A 15,792-nucleotide genomic window follows, 5' to 3' on the forward strand; every position below is an offset into this window, starting at 1 on the left:
AGTATGACTCAGTGCTTGTCAGCTGAGACCTGCTCGCCGGCTTCTGTGGCAGCCTGGTTTTCCTGACGGTCGGCTATCGGCTCCCAATCGTCGTGGTCGATGCCTTCTTCTTCAAGTTCCTCCGCGGCGACGGCCCCCATCGCGTCGACCAGTTCGACGTTTTCAACATCGGAGTCCTCGACTTCGTGGCGCAGCTGCCTGGCGTGTTTGCGGGAAAAACCGCGATCGAGGCGCAGACGGCGACGTATCAACTTGAGAATGCGGCCGCGTCGCTCCGACTCGTCGATGATGTCCTGGCGAGTCTTGATCCACGAGTAAAACAGCACCACCATCAGCACGATGCCGCAGTACCCCAAGATCGGGAAGAGCTTGTTGACCAGCTCTTTGAACCCGAGGAATGACAGCCCGAACCCTGCCACTGTCAGCGCCAGCAAGATGACGCGGAACCGCATGTCGCCACCGTGCGAGAAACGCTTGGCCAACGCGTAGAACATGGCAATCGCGGTGTTGAAAATCATCAGGAACGTCACGATTGCCATCGCAAAGCCAAACCACGGATGGATGTGGTTGACCAGTGCCAGCATCGGCATGTCCTGGTCATACACGGTCGTCATTTGCGTCAGCAACGCGCCGGCGACCAGTGTGAGCAGTACGCCGTAGACGATGCCGCCGATCATTCCCCCGCGCCCGGCAACCTTCAGATCCGTGATGTCACCGCCCATGACGATCGCCATCGACACAACGGTGGACAGACACACGCCCACGTAGTTCAGGGTCGAAATATGCCACGCCGGAAGGGCCGTGTCCACCAGCTGCGCAGACTCGTGGATATCCTCCCACGCCGCATCAATGTGCGTGAATGACCAGATCACCACGATGAGGACGCACAGGATCAGCACGGGCGTAATCATGCCGATGATCTTCGTAACCTTGTCCACATCCAGCATTCCCACCAGCATGACCAGCACCGTGATGATCGCGGAACCCACCCATGTCGGCAGTCCAAACTGCTGTTCGAGATTCGAGCCGCCACCCGCAATCATGACGAAACCCAGGCTAAAGAGCGTAAACGTGATGATGATGTCGAACAGGCGGGCAAGGAATGGATGTGCCACCCCGCCGAATACCACGTTGTGGTCGCTGGCCAGAAAGTATGATCCGAGCTGAACGACCACCAGACCTGCGAATGAGAACACCGCACCGGTGATGACGGCGCCGACGATGCCCCACACCCCAAATCCGGAGAAATACTGCAGAACTTCCTGGCCTGAGGCAAAACCTGCACCAACGGTGATGCCGATGAAGGCAAGGGCAACAGTCAAGACTTTTTTATTCATGAACGGCTTTCGACGCGAACATTTCCTTTGATACTTTAACCTGCTTTGCTCGTTCACATGCGACTTTTATGCCGGGCGCCAGCGGCAGCGATCGGCCAGTTCGGCGATTCTTCCTTGTGTTCGCCGCTATTGACGAGGGTGGCTTCCACCTCCACTGCTGTCACTTAATCCACACGCTTATCCACACATGGGGAAAACTACATCAGTGTAATTCAGCAGATAGCTGTGGCTTGACGTCGCTTATTTCGCCGACACCTCGCCGGTAGGGGGACCAGGTTCGGCCTGGTTCTGCAACACTGATTCACCGTCAAGATTGTCGTGAGCAATACCATGCGCATCAAGGTCGGCACACGTTTCTGACCCGATGGACTCCATTAGCTGAGCGTCCTCAATGGGTGAGGCGCTCACCTCACGGTCCAGGCGCGCCTGGTCGCGCCTGGAAAACACACGATCCGTGCGTAGTTTGCGTCTGAGCAGACGCGTGATTCGCCCTCGTCGATCAGTTTCCTCGTTAATTATGCGGCGCGTGCGAATCCACGAGTAGCCCAGCACGCCCATCAGGATGAAGCCGGCATAACCAATGACGGGGAACAGCCAGGTCACCAGGTTCTTGAAGCCGAAAGCCGACAGGACGGTGCCGGCCACAACCAGCGTCACCAGCACCAGGCGAAAACGGCCGGTGCTTCCTGTGGAGAAGCGTGAAGCCAGCGCGTAGAACATGCCGATCGCAGAGTTCAGGATCATGCCGAAAACAACCAGTGCCATCACGTGCCCCGCCCACGGTGCCGCGCTGGCGGCCAACGTCAGCATCGGCATGTCATCGCGGTACACGGTCGGCACGTGCACATACAGCGACACCGTAATCGCCAGCAGGAGGACTCCGAAGAACACGCCGCCGAGAAGGCCGCCAAAGCCAGCCACTTTCGGATCGGAAATATCGCCACCGATGACGATCGCCATTGACGCCACCACGCATAGGTTCATTGCCACGTAATTCAGTGACGACAATGACCAGTGCGCAATGGTGGTGTCAACCAGCTGCGTTGAAGCGTGGATGTCACTCCAGGTGGCGTCGATGTGTGTCAGCGCGTAGATGGTCACCACCAGGACGCAGATGATCAGCACCGGTGTGAGCGCGCCGATGATGCGCGTAACCCTGCTGACATCCAGAAACCCCATGGCCAGAACAACCACGATCACGATCGCTGAGCCAACCCATGTCGGCAGGCCGAACTGCTGATTCAGGTTCGTTCCTCCGCCGGCAATCATGATGAAACCAATTGAAAAAGCTGTGACAGTGACCGTGACGTCGAACAGGAATGCCAGAACCGGGTGCGCCACCCCGCCGAACACGACTTTGTGATCGCTGGCCAGGAAATAGGAGCCGAGCTGGACAATCACGAAACCTGCGAATGAAAACACGATGGCAGCGGCCAATGCGCCGACCAGGCCCCACGGACCAAAACCGACGAAGTATTGAAGCACTTCCTGCCCGGAGGCAAAGCCTGCACCCACGGCGATCGCAATGTACGCCATGGCAACGGTCAGGACTTTCTTATTCATCTGTCGATCCGTTCCCGGGTCGCTTCCTCACTGATGGGCGCCTCCAATAGCGCCGGCGCACCGTCGCGGCGTGGCACACGCCGCGGGGAAAGTCGCCCTCGTCAGTGACCCGAAGTAGTGATACCCACGAACTATAGTTGACCAACCCTGCCGTGTGCGCGCGATTGAGGGGCGTCACCGCACATGCCCGCGACCCCTCCCCGCTGGCGCGGTAGTAACGGGCGGTGTATCTGAACTACCATGAACACATGATTGATATGCGTGCCTTGCGAGAAGATCCCGAACCGGCCCGCGCCTCACAGCGTGCGCGCGGCGCAGACGTGGAACTGGTGGACCGAATCCTCGAAGCCGACACGAAGCGGCGTGAACTGCTCCAGGAATTCGAGCAGCTGCGCTCGCAGCAAAAAGAGGTCTCTCGATCTGTGGGGCGTGCCAGCAAGGAAGAGCGGCCCGCAATCCTGGCTGAGGCCAAGGAACTGGCTGCGCGGGTCAAGAATGCTGAGGCCGCATCGAACGAAGCAGGCGAAGAAGCCGACAAACTGGCACGCATGCTGCCGAACCTGATTCTGCCGGGAGTGCCCACCGGTGGTGAAGAAGACTTCGTGGTGCTGCGCCATGAAGGCCCCGATCCGCGTGACTTCGCGGCCGAAGGGTTCGAGCCGAAAGATCACCTGGAAATCGGTGAAAAACTGGACGCAATTGACGTCGAACGCGGCGCCAAGATTTCAGGATCGCGTTTCTACTACCTCAAGGGAATCGGCGCGCGCCTGGAGCTGGCGATGATGACCATGGCGCTGGATCAGGCTGTCGCTGCAGGTTTCACTCCGATGATGACGCCGACGCTGGTGACGCCGCAGGTCATGGGTGGCACAGGATTCCTCAACGAGCATTCCGATGAAATCTACTACCTGCCTGCTGACGATCTTTACCTGGTGGGAACCTCAGAAGTCGCGCTCGCGGGCTACCACATGGGTGAGATTCTGGACCTGAGTGACGGCCCGAAGCATTACCTCGGATGGTCAACCTGCTACCGGCGCGAAGCTGGGGCAGCCGGGCGCGACACGCGCGGCATTATCCGTGTCCACCAGTTCAACAAGGCGGAAATGTTCTCGTTCTGCCGCCCTGAGGATGCTGAAGAGGAGCACAAGAAATTCCTTGCGTGGGAAGAAGAGATGCTGGCGAAGATGGAACTGCCCTACCGCGTCATCGATACTGCGGCCGGCGACCTCGGCACCTCGGCAGCACGCAAGTTCGACTGCGAGGCATGGCTGCCGACCCAGCAGCGCTACATGGAGGTCACCTCCACATCGAACTGCACAACCTTCCAGGCCCGGCGCCTGGGCATTCGAGAGCGCCGCGATGGCCAGATGTTCCCGGTTGCCACGCTCAACGGCACACTGGCGACAACCCGCTGGCTCGTCGCGATCCTGGAGAACCATCAGCGTGAAGACGGGTCCGTGCGCGTGCCTGAAGCAATGCGGCCCTACCTGGGTGGAATCGACGTCCTGGAGCCGCGGTGAGCATCCCGCTCCTCACACCGCCCCCGTCCGGCGAGCAGGCCATCCCCTTCGATGAACTCGTCGCGAGGGCCGAGGCCGGCCTGCCCTCGTCACTTCCCGGCGATCCGACCAAAATCATGGTCGCCCTGGACGTTGACGGCACATTGTTGCTTCCCGAGGGTGCCTCTGAGCGTGTCATCAGCGCATTCCATGACGGTGTTGCTGCCGGAATGAAGATGGTGATCGCCACTGGGCGAGGCGTCAATGCCGTCGACCCGGTCTTTGGCTATCTGAAAGCCAGTCAGGGGTGGGCGGTGTGTTCGAACGGCACCACGATGGGTCAGTGGGATCCTCAGCTCGAGGGTGGTCGACGCGTGGTGCGCCGGCACAGTTTCAATCCCGCAGAAGCAATTGACGCGTTACGCCAGGTCATGCCGGATGCATTGATCGGGTCAGAACGCGACTATGGATACGCTGTTTCTGCGCCGTTCCCACATGGTGAGCTGATCGAAACGTTCCGCGTCGAATCGATGGAGAACCTGCGCAGCACTCCCAGCACCAAACTCGTTGGCCGTGCGCCGTCGTTGACGCGTGAAGAATTCAGCGAGGCGATCGCGCAGACTGGCCTGGCTGACACACATGAAGTGGCGATCGGATGGACGTCCTGGGTGGATGTCGGTCCTCGCGGCTTTACCAAGGCGACCGGTCTGGAAGAACTGGCCGAGTACCTGCAGGTGCCCCATAGCGGCATCGTCACGGTGGGGGATGGAACGAATGACATCCCGATGCTGCAGTGGGCTGCGCACGGCGTAGCGATGGGCGGCGCTGATGAGGACGTGCGCAGTCATGCCGACGCGGTGACCGGGTCGGTGGAGAATGACGGCGCTGCTGCTCTGGTTCGCGCGATTTTGAATCGCTTCTGACTCACCGGCTTGTCACGGACCTGAGGACGGCGACTGGCGGCTCGACACGCAAACGGTGTCTGTCAGGTGTCAAAACCGAGTTATTGCTGACAAAAAGGACCCTCGGCTCCTCACGTTCGTGGCCAATGAGATATAAATGAAGTGGCTTATCGTAATGGTTACGGCCGATACGAGGAGCACCCGTCACACACGTTGAACGCCGACTCGCTTGCGTATGCCGCAGGGGTGAATGAGCGCTCAGTCCATACATTTGAAGGCAGGAGATGTCACGATGTATTCACACGCATCGCCCCTGGAGCATTCTCCGCTCGAATCACAGTGCTCATCATCGACGCACACATCCAAGCCAGATGCTCACGGTGCCACACGTCCCCCTCGGCAACCACGAATGCGACGAGCACTGATTGCGGCTCTGGCTGTATGCGCATGTGGAGCATTGGCGAGCTGCGGGACGCCCCAGGCGCAGGAGAAAACCGAACTGGACTTTTTCCAGTTCAAAGGTGAAGCCAAAACAGATTTCGAAGAAATCGCGGCTGACTTTGAGGCCGAAAATCCCGACATTGACATAGTCATTAACCAATCGGCAGATGCGGACACCGCGATCCGTACGCTCCTGGTGAAGAACCGCCCGCCGGATGTCATCACCCTGAACGGTAACGGAAAATTCGCTGACCTGGCACGAGCCGGCGTCTTCCACGACTTTTCAGGTGACCCGCTGCTTGAGCACATTAACCCGGCTGTGCAGGACATTCTGGCTGACCTGGGAAATGCGGAAGGCGAAGTCAACGGTGTCGGCTATCTGAACAACGCAGACGGCATCATCTACAACCGCCAGATTTTCAAGGAACAGGGCCTGGAAGTTCCCTCCACATGGGAAGAACTGCTCGATGTGTGTGAAAAGCTCAAGGCCGCTGGCATCACACCGTTCTACGGGACGGTGGCCGACGCGTGGACCACACTGCCCTCATTTAATGGGTTGGGCGCCTACGCCGCGCGCGACGGGTTCTTCGACACCATGCGCGAGCAGGGTACGGATATCGGGCCGGATTCGGCGGTGTCGTTCCAGAAGAACTTCACCGAACCGATGCAGCGCCAACTCACCTTATTCGGATACGCACAGGACGGATGGCGTGCCCGAACCTACGACGACGGCAACGCCGCATTTGCCAACGGTGAAGTCGCCATGCTGATGCAGGGTATCTGGGCGCTCAATCCGATCCGTCAGGCAAACCCCGACGTGGATGCGGCAATTTTCCCGTATCCGGCTCCCGAAGGTGAGGGCGCCGACCAGCGCCTGCTGGTGACTGGCGTGGACGTCGTTGTGACGATGGGGAAGGGGGCGGCGCACCCTGAAGAGGCACGCCGCTTCTTCGACTACCTCTTCCAGCCTGAAGTCATCGAGAAGGTCGCGAAGTCGCAATCCATGTTCCCCTCCCTCAGGGAAGCTGACTACCCGGATGATCCGGCAATTCAGGAACTGGCTCCGTTCTTCGATGGAGGCCACATCGCAGGATTCGTGGACCACCACGTTCCCGCCTCTATCCGACTGGACCCTCTGGTCCAGCAAGGATTGTTTGACGCAGACCCATCAGTGACACTGCAGCAGCTGGATCGCCAGTGGCGTGAATACGCTGCACGCACTGTGGAGTGAAAGGAAAATCCATGTCATCAACACCTGGTGCTGGCGCCGGATCGCACAATGCCGGCAGCACGGACGGCGAAGACGGCCGCATGGTTGACCTGCCGCCACAGTTGCGCGAACGCATGCGCTCACGAGACACAGCAACGGCGAGTGAACCTGCACGTTCGGTGACCACCACGGCAACGGCTACGGCCGTGTCGGGTACGGCCTCATCGGGCACGCTCTCGGCTAAGTCCTCGGCCTCGTCCGCACGCAGATCCGGTTCAGATAAGGGGAAGCGACGGACGGTGTCGCCCACCAAGGACCGCACGTACACGATGATTGTTGTGCCCGCGCTCATTGCGTTCGCACTGTTCCATACACTGCCCGTCCTGATCGGCGTGTTCTTCTCGTTCACGAACTATGCCGGATACGGAACGTGGAAATTCGTTGGAATCTCCAACTACATCAACATTTTCCGCGACGAGCGCATGTTCCACGCATATGCGGCCACCTTCATTTTCGCCATCATCGCCACGATCCTGACGAACGTGATCTCACTGATCATCGCCGTGGCGCTGAACTCGAACATTCTGGCCCGTAACTTCTTCAGAGGCGTGTTCTTCATCCCCTACGTCCTGTCGGTGCTGATCATCGGCTACGTCTTCAAATTCATGTTCTCAACATCGTTGCCGAAGATTTTCTCCAGCATTCCGCTGTTCAGAGACAACATTTTGACGCACCCGATCGCCGCATGGGGAGCGATCATCACGCTGGCCGTGTGGCAGGCAAGCGCATTCGCGATCATCTTGTACCTGGCCGGATTGCAAACCGTTCCAGACGATGTGTACGAGGCTGCCGCACTGGATGGTGCGAACTCGTGGCAACAGTTCTGGAAGATCACGTTCCCACTGATCGGCCCCTTCTTCACCCTCAATATGGTGCTGAGTTTGAAGAGCTTCCTGCAGGTCTTCGACCCGATCATCGCGCTGACCGACGGCGGACCGGGCACGGCAACCGAATCGGTCTCCGTCCTGATTTACCGAGGCGGCTTCACCGGCGGTGAGTTCGCCTACCAGACAGCAAACGCGGTGTTCTTCTTCGTGGTGATCACCATCGTGTCGCTGTTCCAATTCAGAATTTTGCAACGTGGGGAGGGAAAGTAACATGACTGCTCCCATGACACCAGGCACACCGATCGAATCAACGTCCTCGTCAACGTCGTCGCCCTCGACGCGAGGGACAGCCGGGCAGAACTCGGCCAACACGTCGACGCGCAAGATACGCCCTTCAAAGAGGCGCCGCATCAACTGGGTGGCCACGCTGTTTATCCTGTTCACGTCTCTGGGCGTGCTGATCCCGATGTACCTCGCCGTGGTTGTTGCGCTCAAGTCGCCTGATCAGGTGCTCAACGGCAACGGGTTTGAACTGCCGACCTCGATCCGCTGGCAGAACTTCGCGGACGCCTGGGAGCGCGCCGACTTCAAACACGCGCTGGTCAACACCGTGTTCGTCACAGCACTGACCCTGGTGTTCACGATTTTGACCTCGTCGATCGTGTCCTGGGCGATTGCACGTAACCTGCATAAGCCGTTCTTCAAGGGCGCGTTCTACTACCTGCTGTCGGCACTGTTCATCCCGTTCCCGATCATCATGCTGCCGATCATCAAGCAGATGTCGATCCTGCACCTGGATCGACCCATCGGCATGGTCATCCTGTACACGATCTTCGGATTGTCGATGAACTCGTTCATCTACGTCTCCTACATCCGCTCGATTCCCATTGAGCTGGAAGAGGCGGCGCGCGTGGATGGCGCATCCACGTGGCGTGTGTTCTGGCAGGTGATTTTCCCACTGCTCACTCCGATGAATGCGACGGTCGGAATCATCACGTGCGTGTGGGCATGGAATGACTTCATCTTGCCGCTGGTTGTGCTGACCGACCCGGCGCACCGCACGCTGCCGCTGGCACAGTATGTGTTCCAGGGACAGTTCAACCTGGACTACTCGGTGGCATTCGCCTCCTACCTGATGGCGATGGCTCCGCTGCTGCTGGTCTATGTGTTCTCTCAGCGCTGGGTGATCTCGGGTGTAACCCGCGGATCCGTGAAGGGCTGATCCCGTACACATAACTCAAGGGGCGCCTCGGGGTGTGAACTCCGGGGCCCCCCTTGAGTTATTGACATGTGACAGGGGCGACGTCCACAGTCGAACTCGTCAACTCCGTCACACATGGATGAACGAGGGCGTCGCTGCGTCGCTACTGAGACGGATGCGCAGTGTCATCGGTTCGTGCTGTCATGGTGATCCGCATTGCTGGTGATCCGCACGCTCAGCGGCAAGTGTGGTGAGAACGTCCTGCAGCACTAGTCCGTGGTTGTGCTCGGGGTCTTTTGCCGCGATGAGCAGCGTGACAACATCGCAGGTGAGATGGTTTTCCACGAAGTCGCGTGCGGCTCCGCTGTCAGCCAGTTCCTGACGGTAGCTGTGTGCAAACTCCTCAAATCGTTCGGGTCGGTGTCCGAACCAGGTGCGCAGCTGCGGTGATGGTGGCAGGTCCTTGTTCCATTCGTCCAGGGCGGCGCGCTCTTTGGAGATCCCCCGTGGCCAGAGACGATCGACAAGAACCCGGAGGCCGTCAGACGGCTCCGGATCCTCGTAGATGCGTTTGAGATGAAACTCAGGCATTCACGACAAGCTCTTTCTTGAGGCCGCCGAGTGCCTTGGAGACGGGGCAGTTGTCCTTTGCCCACTCAGCCTTTTCCTTGAAGGCTTCAGCATCGAGGCCGGGAACCTTACCGCTGACGGTGAGTTTGGCTCCGGAAATGCCGTCCTTCGGGTTGAAGGAGACCTCAACAGTGGTGTCGAGGAATTCGGGTGCATGTCCGTTTTCGGTCAGCTCGTTGGTCAGTGCCATCGAATAGCAGGTGGCAAAGGCTGCTGCGATGAGTTCTTCGGGGTTCGTGGTGCCCTGGCCTGGATCAGTGCGCTTGCCCCACGCGACGTCCAGTGTGACCACACCGGATGTTTCGAGTGTCGTTTGTCCGGCGCCGTCTGTCAGGCCACCTTCCCAGTGGGTGCTCGCAGTGCTCACAGTTGAATTCGCCATTGTGACTCCTCTCATAGTGGATGTGCACTTCATGTCTACCCTATTTGCCGGCTCGGCGCGCCCTCAATGGAAATATTCAGCGCGCGGCGAGATTATCCGGAGTGAGGTCATGCGCGTGGGAATGCGGTGTTGGCGCCTGGCGGCGCTGTCACATCCAGCCGAACCTGGCCGGGTGCACCTGGACGTGTTGGCTCATCTGTCGCCGCACGACCGAGTGCACCTAGCGCTCGTAGGTCACGCATTGCAAATCGTTGAATTCGTGATAGGTCAGCAATCCAGCGTCACGGAATCCGAGCCGCTCAAACAGTGCCCGCATGGGCGTGTTTTCGGATCCGTATCCGCGCGCAGATGCCCGTTCGGTGACTGCGTCGCAGCGAATTCAATCAGCTTGCGAGCCAGTCCCATTCCGCGAGCTTCTTCGGCAACGATCAGTCGGTGCATCACCCATGTTCCCTCCTTCCCTCGCGCGGAGTCTTCCACGTCAGATTGGCCGCATCGTAAAACGGGCCGGGAGTGTCGTCGATACTCAGATAGGCCAGGACGTCTCCTCTGCTGGCAACCCCCCCATCCGTAGCCGCTTCGAATATCTGCCTCAATATGCTCGGTCAATGGATAGATGCCAGATTGCCACTGATCAAGTCCATCGCGCTGCATCCGATCAGCTTCGCGGGCAAACAGCGCCATGATCTGCTCGGTGTCGGCACCGATCGCGCGGAATTGGCGCGCGCCTCAATCAAGCGCTCAAGGTAGAAATCAACGGATCAAGGTATAAGACTTTGAACTATCAACGGGCAAAGGTCTTAGTCAACTGGTCAAGGTGCTACGGGAGCGTCGGATCAACTGGTCAAGGTAAGAGCGCCTCCACGTGCAGTCTCCTCACAGCCAACTGCAAACCGGCGCCGACCCGTGAAAGCAAACCGCGCCCGCCCCGTGAAAGCAAACCGGCGTGCACGTCACGCAGACGCACACGCCGGTCAGCAGTTCACAGCCCTGCGGGCGCTCAGAAAGACGACACCTCGTAAAGGGAGCGTCCCTCTTTCACGTGCCCGCGCTGGAGGCCTTACTTGGCAGCTTCTTCAGCTTCCTTGTTGGCCTTCTCATCGGCTTCAAGCTTGGCCTGAGCAGCCTCTTCAGCCGCAGCCTTTTCCTCGTCGGTCGGGGTTTGCGACGCGCCCTGCGCGTCATCAGCGCTTTCTACCTCAACGTCAGGCAGTTCAACATCGGTGTCCAGGTCAGCCCAGTATTCCTCGGCCCACGGATCTTCGATCGGCTGGCTTCGACGCCACAACAGGTATCCCACACCAGCGGCGCTCAGCCCCAGTGCCGTCCAGCCGAGGCACTTGGCAACGCGGTGTGACTTACGCTTTGGGGTCGGCGTGGTCAACGCATGTGATCCGGCATCGGCAGCGCGGCGAGCGCGTTCGATCAGGTCACCGTCAGTCTGAGCGGCAGCCGTTGCTTCCGTCCATGCGCGGTTCACGCGAGGCATGTAGTCATCCTCGGCACGCTTACGTGCTTCTTCAACCACGGGACGAACCTTGTCTGCAGCATCGCGGGCACGGTCAGTCGCTTCGTCAATGTAAGGTTGGGCAGACTTGCGGGCGCTGTCTGCAGTCTTGCGAGCATTATCCAATACCTCCTGAGCGCGCGGGCCGGCCCAGTCCAAGCCCTGTTCCGCCAGGTCAGCGACCTTTTCGGCAGCGGCATGAGCCTGCTCAGCCAGAGTGGACCCCAGCTGAACGGCATCAGATTTAATCTGCTCCGGATCGAGTTGGTGTTTCTTAGCCATTGATGCCTCCGGATCTTGTTTCTTCATTGCGACGAATGACGCAAAGGGTCTTCCCTCCTATTGTGCACCGTCACACGATTCAATGCACTTCAATCACACCATAAAAGGCCGGCAGACAGTGACCATTTACGTAAAATGCGCGCTGGGCGAACGGCTGCCCACACGCGTGCTCACAGGCGGAAAATCTGTCACTATAGATTCATGCAAGCTATTCTTCATACTTCACAAGGCGATATCCGCCTGGACCTGTACCCCGACCACGCACCGTTCACGGTGAAGAACTTCGTGGGGCTGGCAACCGGTGAGCGCGTGTGGACGCACCCCGGCACCGGTCAGGAAATGAGCTCACCGCTGTACAACGGCGTGATCTTCCACCGCGTCATCGACGGCTTCATGATCCAGACAGGTGACCCGCTCGGCACCGGCACAGGAGGTCCCGGCTACCAGTTCAATGATGAAATCCATCCGGAACTGAACTTCAACGAGCCGTATGTCCTGGCAATGGCCAACGCCGGAACCCGCATGGGGAAGGGCACCAACGGATCCCAGTTCTTCATCACCGTCGCACCGACCCAGTGGCTGCAGGGCAAGCACACGATCTTCGGCAAGGTGGCCGACGATGAGTCACGCAGCGTCGTCGACGCGATCGCACAGGTTCCCACCGACGGACGCGACAAGCCGCGCGAAGACGTCGTGATTGAATCCGTGGAGATTCTTGACAAGTAGACGCGGGCTGATGCCTGCATCATCAGTGACGAGGGCGACCACCGGTAAGCTGGATACTGCCAGCCCTGACAGCCGGATGGGACGCCCTCGTCCACTGTGGCGGGCGCAGCCCTTCCAACGGTGAGTTCGAACAAAGGATGAGTATGGCCAAGATGCCTCAGTACGGTCAGCGTTCAGACCCGAATGCGGCTCCGCCGTGTCCACGCCACCCTGATGTGCAGTCCATCGACTACTGCAAGGTATGTAACCGTCCGATGTGCTCGCAGTGCCGTGTACCGGTGGAAGTGCGCGCCATGTGTGTGGACTGTGCGAAGAAACGAGGCCGACGCGGACGCCGTCAGATGCGCTGGACTCAAAAACCGACAGTGACGATGGTGCTTATTGGCCTGTGCGCAGTGACATTCGTGGCGATGAAGCTCATTCCGCAGGTCTACAGTTCCCTGGCGTTCATGCCGGCGATCGGATGGCTTGAGCCCTGGCGAATTCTGACGACTGCATTCCTGCATGCCAACGTCCTGCACATCCTGTTCAACCTCGTCGCACTGTGGTTCGTCGGCTCGAGCATCGAGCCTGTGCTTGGATGGTGGCGTTTCCTCATCCTGTATATCGCCAGCGCGATCGGTGGCAGTGCCGGTGTCCTGGCCTGGTGCTTCGTCAGCCGACAAACACTGTTGGTGACCACTGTTGGGGCGTCGGGCGCCGTATTCGGCCTGTTCGCCGCGATTTTCGTCCTTCAGAAGATGAGCGGGATCAATACGACATCGATTCTGATCCTGCTGGCAATCAACCTCGGTTACGGCTTCATCGTGCCCAATATTTCCTGGCAGGCGCATGTCGGCGGCATGATCGTGGGCGCGCTGGTGACGTGGGGCTTTGCGCATATCATGAGGCGCCCGCCGCGTCGCAGGAGCGGTGAGGTCGTCGTCAACCGTCAGGCCGAGGCCACGCGCAAGACACGCATCAGCGCACTGGCCGGTGCAGGAATGCTGATCGCCGTGTGCGCCGTGGTGGCTGTGGAATATGCCGCGTTGCTCGCTTTGAACTACTAGTCGGTTTACGGGCGGACGAGGTGAGGTGAGCGCCGCCGCATGGTAAATGAAGTCAGCGCGCTCGCCGAGCAGCCGAGCTTACCGCCAGCGCAGCGTCATCAGGAAACCGATCAGCATAATGCCGAAACCGATGACCAGGTTCCACCATGAGATACCGGGGATCGGGAAGCGTGCGGACGAGATGTAGTACACCATGACCCACACCAGGCCAACAATGAGCAGTGTAATGAAAGCCGGAGCCCACCACGATGGGCTCATGGGGATGTCTTCAGTCCATGAGTGGACTTCGGTATCCTGCTCAGCTACTTCGCCGCTTTTGCGCTTGCGTTTTTTCGACTCGGCCACAACCTACTCCTGATCGCTCTCCCGGAATGGGGCCGGGACTTGAATAACTGCCGTGGCGCGTTATGCGCCTGGATATCCTCTAGCGTAGTCTCGGAGTGGGGTATCGGCCAAAGCGATCGACGCGCGGTGGTCGTTTTCGGTCTATCTCACTGTGGTCTGCCGCCTGCCAACGTGATGCACCCACCGCTCAGATATGGTCCGACCAGTCAGGAGGGATGATGAGCGACAGCGATTCGCCGCAGTCACCTCCGCCGAGCTATGCCCCGCGTGCGCGGATGGATCCACCACGTAAACGTTCAGGGGAGCGTTCGCCCAAGAGACGAACGTGGAAGAAAACCCGCTCAGCACTGGCAATCCTGGTCGTGATGGTCACCTGCGGCGTCGTCTTCGGCGTAGCGGCCTCCAATACGCGGGGCCAGGCATCAAGCAGCGACGTCAACCTGCTGTCCATGGTGCGAGACAGGCAGGAAACCGTTCAGGAGCTGACAGATCAGCGCAACAGCCTGCGCGAATCCATCCATCGCTACGTGGACACCACCTCATCGAGTGACGATCCTGCAACGAATGAGGGAGCTGCCTCGTCAATCCCGATCGGAACGACTACCGCTGTTCAGGGGCCGGGTGTCACCGTCACGCTCACTGACGCGCCTGCAGATCAGATTTTGCCCGAGGGTGCCCAGCCCGACGATCTGGTGATTCACCAGCAGGACATTGAAGATGTGATGAATGCGTTGTGGCGCGGCGGTGCGGAAGCGATGACGGTGCAGGGCAAGCGCGTCACGTCACGCTCGGTCATTCGCTGTATCGGCAACGTCATCCTGGTGGACGGCACCTCGTATTCACCGCCGTATGCGATTTCCGCCATAGGCGATCCTGATCGCCTCAAGCGAGCAATCAATTCAGATGAGAGAATAATCAACTATAAGAGGTATGTCGTGAAGTACGGCCTGGGCTGGCGTCTGGATGAAGAAAAGGACTTGACATTCACCGCACTGCCCGAAGACACTTCACCTCAGTACGCGCGCATTGTGGAGGATCATGGCTAGTTCAGGCACACCGGCTCACGTCCGGAGGATTGAGAGCGCCCCAGCATCATTGCCGACCCGCATCATCGGAGTGATCGGTGAGTTGCTCATCACCGTTGCCATCATCCTGGGCCTCTTCGCGTTCTGGCAGTTGTTCTGGACGAGCTACCAAGTCAGCGGGCCGGCGCAGGAAACGGTTCTGCAATTCGAACAGGAACACCAGGCCCCGCAAAAATCAGGTGAACGGCGCACGGATGAACCACCGGCGATCGATCAGCCTGCTCCTGGTGAGGTCTACGGCGTTGTTCACGTGCCGAAATGGAACTGGGCAAAGATTCCGCTTGCTGAAGGCACCACTCCCGATGTGCTCGCGAAAGCGTATGCCGGGCACTACGTGGAAACGGCTCAGCCGGGCGCCCTCGGCAATTTCTCTGTCGCCGGGCACAGGCGAACCTACGGCAACAACTTCCGTTTCATTGATCGCCTCGAACCTGGTGACCAGGTCGTTGTTGAAACGGCCAACACGTACTACGTGTACACGATGGACAATTTCGAGATCTACTCCGCCGACGATGAAACAAACATCAAGACGATCGCTCCAGTCCCCGGCGACCTCAGTTTTTCTGAAACCCCTACCGAGCGGTGGATGACGATGACGACGTGCCATCCCGAGTGGTCGAACACGGAGCGATACATCGTGCACCTCAAGCTGGATTCGTGGACGCCCAAGGAAACCGGTGTTCCTGCAGCACTGGCCAGCGAGCCTGCGAAATGACCGCCGTATTTGTCTTGCCCCGCGTGTGAAG

General features: G+C 59.2%; 17 protein-coding genes. 10 read left to right on the forward strand and 7 right to left on the reverse strand.

What is annotated here, in order from left to right; all coding sequences use genetic code 11:
* Positions 1-8: 8 nt before the first annotated feature.
* Positions 9-1,337: a YkvI family membrane protein gene (locus tag BLT69_RS00345; protein WP_058237638.1), complete on the reverse strand. Its 1,329-nt coding sequence runs from the start codon at positions 1,335-1,337 to the stop codon at positions 9-11.
* Between the two features lie 240 nt (positions 1,338-1,577).
* Positions 1,578-2,900, reverse strand: a complete 1,323-nt coding sequence (locus BLT69_RS00350; protein WP_092648061.1) for a YkvI family membrane protein — start codon at positions 2,898-2,900, stop codon at positions 1,578-1,580.
* Between the two features lie 248 nt (positions 2,901-3,148).
* Here BLT69_RS00350 and serS point away from each other — a divergent pair, with 248 nt between their 5' ends.
* The 5 genes from serS to BLT69_RS00375 all read left to right on the forward strand — a co-directional run bounded on the left by serS (position 3,149) and on the right by BLT69_RS00375 (position 9,061).
* Entirely contained in the window at positions 3,149-4,420 is a 1,272-nt protein-coding gene (gene serS, locus BLT69_RS00355; protein WP_058237640.1) for a serine--tRNA ligase, read from the forward strand.
* Complete coding sequence (locus BLT69_RS00360) at positions 4,417-5,322, forward strand: HAD family hydrolase (protein WP_058237641.1); 906 nt, start codon at positions 4,417-4,419, stop codon at positions 5,320-5,322. Before serS ends, BLT69_RS00360 begins: the two co-directional genes overlap by 4 nt.
* 271 nt (positions 5,323-5,593) lie before the next feature.
* Positions 5,594-6,973 carry an ABC transporter substrate-binding protein gene (locus tag BLT69_RS00365; protein ID WP_257525606.1) on the forward strand — a complete coding sequence of 460 codons (1,380 nt, stop codon included), beginning with the start codon at positions 5,594-5,596 and terminating at the stop codon, positions 6,971-6,973.
* An 11-nt stretch (positions 6,974-6,984) separates the two neighbouring features.
* Positions 6,985-8,109 (forward strand): carbohydrate ABC transporter permease, encoded by a 1,125-nt coding sequence (locus tag BLT69_RS00370; protein ID WP_227469227.1) that lies wholly within the window; start codon positions 6,985-6,987, stop codon positions 8,107-8,109.
* Between the two features lies 1 nt (position 8,110).
* Positions 8,111-9,061 (forward strand): carbohydrate ABC transporter permease, encoded by a 951-nt coding sequence (locus BLT69_RS00375; protein ID WP_257525607.1) that lies wholly within the window; start codon positions 8,111-8,113, stop codon positions 9,059-9,061.
* A 180-nt stretch (positions 9,062-9,241) separates the two neighbouring features.
* Here BLT69_RS00375 and BLT69_RS00380 read toward each other — a convergent pair whose 3' ends face one another.
* The 3 genes from BLT69_RS00380 to BLT69_RS10945 form a co-directional block, all read right to left on the reverse strand.
* A complete protein-coding gene (locus tag BLT69_RS00380) occupies positions 9,242-9,631 on the reverse strand; it encodes a DUF488 domain-containing protein (protein ID WP_092648062.1) in 390 nt (129 codons plus the stop codon).
* Positions 9,624-10,052: an OsmC family peroxiredoxin gene (locus BLT69_RS00385; RefSeq protein ID WP_070726002.1), complete on the reverse strand. Its 429-nt coding sequence runs from the start codon at positions 10,050-10,052 to the stop codon at positions 9,624-9,626. Before BLT69_RS00385 ends, BLT69_RS00380 begins: the two co-directional genes overlap by 8 nt.
* Before the next feature lie 267 nt (positions 10,053-10,319).
* On the reverse strand, positions 10,320-10,706 hold the full coding sequence (locus BLT69_RS10945) for a GNAT family N-acetyltransferase (RefSeq protein WP_227469255.1): 387 nt from the start codon (positions 10,704-10,706) through the stop codon (positions 10,320-10,322).
* Between BLT69_RS10945 and BLT69_RS10720 the strand changes: the two genes are divergently transcribed.
* Positions 10,650-10,802, forward strand: a complete 153-nt coding sequence (locus tag BLT69_RS10720; protein WP_157886259.1) for a hypothetical protein — start codon at positions 10,650-10,652, stop codon at positions 10,800-10,802. The two genes, BLT69_RS10945 and BLT69_RS10720, sit on opposite strands and share 57 nt — an antisense overlap.
* Positions 10,803-11,112: 310 nt before the next feature.
* Here the strand turns inward: BLT69_RS10720 and BLT69_RS00390 are convergent, their stop codons facing one another.
* The gene (locus BLT69_RS00390; protein ID WP_257590342.1) at positions 11,113-11,841 is read right to left on the reverse strand and encodes a hypothetical protein; all 729 of its coding nucleotides are present in this window, start codon (positions 11,839-11,841) and stop codon (positions 11,113-11,115) included.
* Between the two features lie 201 nt (positions 11,842-12,042).
* Here BLT69_RS00390 and BLT69_RS00395 point away from each other — a divergent pair, with 201 nt between their 5' ends.
* Together BLT69_RS00395 and BLT69_RS00400 are read left to right on the forward strand one after the other, a co-directional pair.
* On the forward strand, positions 12,043-12,567 hold the full coding sequence (locus BLT69_RS00395; protein ID WP_058237647.1) for a peptidylprolyl isomerase: 525 nt from the start codon (positions 12,043-12,045) through the stop codon (positions 12,565-12,567).
* 143 nt (positions 12,568-12,710) lie between these two features.
* Complete coding sequence (locus tag BLT69_RS00400) at positions 12,711-13,616, forward strand: rhomboid family intramembrane serine protease (RefSeq protein WP_227469223.1); 906 nt, start codon at positions 12,711-12,713, stop codon at positions 13,614-13,616.
* A gap of 78 nt (positions 13,617-13,694) precedes the next feature.
* Here the strand turns inward: BLT69_RS00400 and BLT69_RS00405 are convergent, their stop codons facing one another.
* The gene (locus BLT69_RS00405) at positions 13,695-13,961 is read right to left on the reverse strand and encodes a cell division protein CrgA (RefSeq protein ID WP_058237648.1); all 267 of its coding nucleotides are present in this window, start codon (positions 13,959-13,961) and stop codon (positions 13,695-13,697) included.
* A gap of 218 nt (positions 13,962-14,179) precedes the next feature.
* Here BLT69_RS00405 and BLT69_RS00410 point away from each other — a divergent pair, with 218 nt between their 5' ends.
* Positions 14,180-15,007 (forward strand): DUF881 domain-containing protein, encoded by an 828-nt coding sequence (locus BLT69_RS00410; RefSeq protein WP_257590343.1) that lies wholly within the window; start codon positions 14,180-14,182, stop codon positions 15,005-15,007.
* On the forward strand, positions 15,000-15,761 hold the full coding sequence (locus BLT69_RS00415; protein ID WP_082628640.1) for a class E sortase: 762 nt from the start codon (positions 15,000-15,002) through the stop codon (positions 15,759-15,761). Before BLT69_RS00410 ends, BLT69_RS00415 begins: the two co-directional genes overlap by 8 nt.
* Positions 15,762-15,792: the final 31 nt, after the last annotated feature.

This window comes from Schaalia radingae (assembly GCF_900106055.1).
Lineage (GTDB): Bacteria > Actinomycetota > Actinomycetes > Actinomycetales > Actinomycetaceae > Pauljensenia > Pauljensenia radingae_A.